Raw genomic sequence first — 2,610 nt, forward strand, 5'->3', positions numbered from 1 at the left:
AGAACTCGCCATTTTTAGCGGTCAGGCGCTCGTATTTCGTATCGTCGGGGGCGTTTTTTTGGACCGAGGCAATGCCATTTTCGGCAGAGTTTTTCGATTCATAATTTTCGCTGGCGAGAATAATCTCGTGGTTTCCTGCCTTCAGGGCAAACCGAAACGCGCCGCTGCTGGTTTTGCTCAAAACATAGTAACCGGCCATGTTTCTACTCCCTATGCAGGAAAATTCATCGAAAGAACGCGCCGAAGCCCGAGGGCCTCGGCGCATCTTCGCTTATTTTACGGTGATGCGATAGAGCGCCGTTGTACCGCTCACTTCATTGCCGACGATCAGCAGCGGCTGGCCGGTGGGCGAATCCTTCGCGGCCACGAACGTGAGGCCCTCTGGGCCAAGGTCGCCAGCCTTCGCCAAATCCTTCTTCGGGTCGGCGTCGAAGTCGCGGCTATTGGTGTAACCGCTAAAGCGCGGCGCGCGCGGATCGGTGATGTCATAGACCATCACGCCGCCAATACGCTCCAGCCCAATAAAAGCGTAGGTTTTATCGCCGATCTGACCAAGCGCCAGCCCTTCCGGTTCCGGGCCTTTATTATCCGAACGATCATCGACGGCATTCTTATCGTGGGTCGAGTTGAACCATTTCGGGTTCAGCGTAGCGAGACGGGTTTCAAACGCGTCGCCCGAATCCCAAACCAGCCCGCCGTTTTCGTCGCGGATGGAGAAGGAGCGCGCGCCAAACGCGTAGAGCGTGTCATAGACCAGCTTGCCATCCGCCGAGAGTTTCGGCGTGCCGTCCGCATTGGTTTGATAGCCCTGGCCCCAGGAAATCGTAAGGCGGCCCAGCGCTTCGTCCTTGGCGCAATCGCCCGGCCCCTCGGCGGTCGCCCCGCAATAGCCGAAGACTTGCGGCGAGAGCATCGCGCCTTTTGCCAAGGCCCTTAGCTGCGGCGGCAGATCGTCGCCCGCGCGGCCATCGAAGCCTTTGGGGTTAACGAGATGCTTCACGCGGAACTCTTCAACGAAACCGGGCGCACCCTTGGCGTCGCCGCCCTTCCAGGCCTTATCGTCGCCGCGATTGAAAGTCCAATAGGCCTTATTGTCCTCGCCCCAGGGGCGGCTGTCGCCTTCATTGGCGGTAACGATGTAGGTCTTGCCCCCTGCGGTATAGGCGGCGATGGAATCGGGAATATAGAAGCCCTTCACGCCCGCCCAGGTCTTGATCGTCGCGGCTTTATCGGTATCGGAGGTATCGAGGCCATTGCCCGGCGCGCCGTGATCCTTCACACCTAAGCCCTGAACCAGTGTGACGCTGGCGCTGGCTATATCGATACGGGCGAGGGCGTTATTTTCCTGCAAGGCGACCCAGGCGGTTTTGCCATCCTCGGACACGGCGATATATTCCGGCTCCAAATCCTGCGCCACGCTCGCGCCGGGGCTGGTAATGCGCGCGCCCTGGGCGCGCAATTCGGCTTCCTTGCCGTTCCAAGCGCGGAAATCGGCCGTGCGCGCGGTCGGGGCGGCAAGATTGCTGATGTCGATAATGCTGACCGAGCCTTCGGGGTCGACGGCGTAATCATCGGCAGGCTCGCCCTCATTGGCGACCAGAACCGTTTTTCCGTCCGGGGTGAAGGTTAGCATGTCGGGCAGTGCCCCAACCTGCACTTTACCGAGCAGCTTGAAGTCCGACGTTGTGTAGAAAGCGGCGAAGCCCGGATCGGTCTTCACGGCGGGCTCGACGGCCAGCGCGACCACACCATTGCGGACGGCCAGGCTGTTCACCGTAGCATTGGGGGCAACGTCGCGGGCATTGATCTCGCCAATGCGGCGCGGATTGGCGGGATCGGCAACATCGAGCACATCCACCGCCCCGGCCTTGGCATTCACAACGAAAGCACGGCGGGTGCTGGGGTCATAGCCGGTGATTTCGGCAGCGCTCGCGCCGAAAATGCCCGAACTATAGCGCCCGAGCAGCATCAGCGCGTCCCCGTCTGCTGCCGCTGCGGGCAGCGCTGCCGCCAGCACCAAAGCCATTGCCGCAGTCCGGCGCATTGCTTGAACCGACATATTTGTCTCCCCCTCGGAATGATGAATGCCGGGACGATACGGGGGAGCCGTGACAGTATTATTACTCAAAAGACGCTCAAGAAGTGCCGTTCGCTCCGGATCATCCTTGTAGAAATAACAGGGCTGGGAGACGCGTTTGCGGCGCTGAAGATCCCGCTCACCCCTGCCCTGACCGATATTCACTGGCCTCGCGCGCCGCACCTGCTAAACTGCGCCGCTTGCTTTGAGCCCGCCGCAGGTGGGTGTCGTTTGCGATGATTTGTGTGGAGCGTGCCTGTCGATGACCTCAGTCCCCTTGCCCAAAAATCCGGCTGGAACCACGAATGCGGAAGACTATAACGCCGATTCGATCAAGGTCTTGCGCGGTCTCGATGCCGTGCGCAAGCGCCCCGGCATGTATATTGGCGATACGGGCAGCGGCTCCGGCCTGCATCACATGGTCTATGAGGTGGTCGATAACGCCATCGATGAATCGCTGGCCGGGCACTGCGATCTGGTCGAAGTGATTCTCAACTCGGACGGCTCCTGCACGGTGCGCGACATGGGCGCGG

General features: G+C 60.6%; 2 protein-coding genes and 1 pseudogene. 1 reads left to right on the forward strand and 2 read right to left on the reverse strand.

Annotated elements, in window-relative coordinates:
• Both VZ95_RS15110 and VZ95_RS15115 read right to left on the reverse strand, forming a co-directional pair.
• Positions 1–199 (reverse strand): YegP family protein (locus tag VZ95_RS15110; protein WP_045776596.1); only part of this gene is annotated, 199 nt, incomplete at its 3' end.
• A 72-nt stretch (positions 200–271) separates the two neighbouring features.
• Positions 272–2,059, reverse strand: a complete 1,788-nt coding sequence (locus VZ95_RS15115; protein ID WP_052711809.1) for a choice-of-anchor I family protein — start codon at positions 2,057–2,059, stop codon at positions 272–274.
• Between the two features lie 280 nt (positions 2,060–2,339).
• Here VZ95_RS15115 and VZ95_RS15120 point away from each other — a divergent pair.
• Positions 2,340–2,610: pseudogene (locus VZ95_RS15120) on the forward strand (ATP-binding protein); the annotation flags it as partial.

The organism is Elstera litoralis (genome assembly GCF_000963705.1).
GTDB lineage: Bacteria > Pseudomonadota > Alphaproteobacteria > Elsterales > Elsteraceae > Elstera > Elstera litoralis.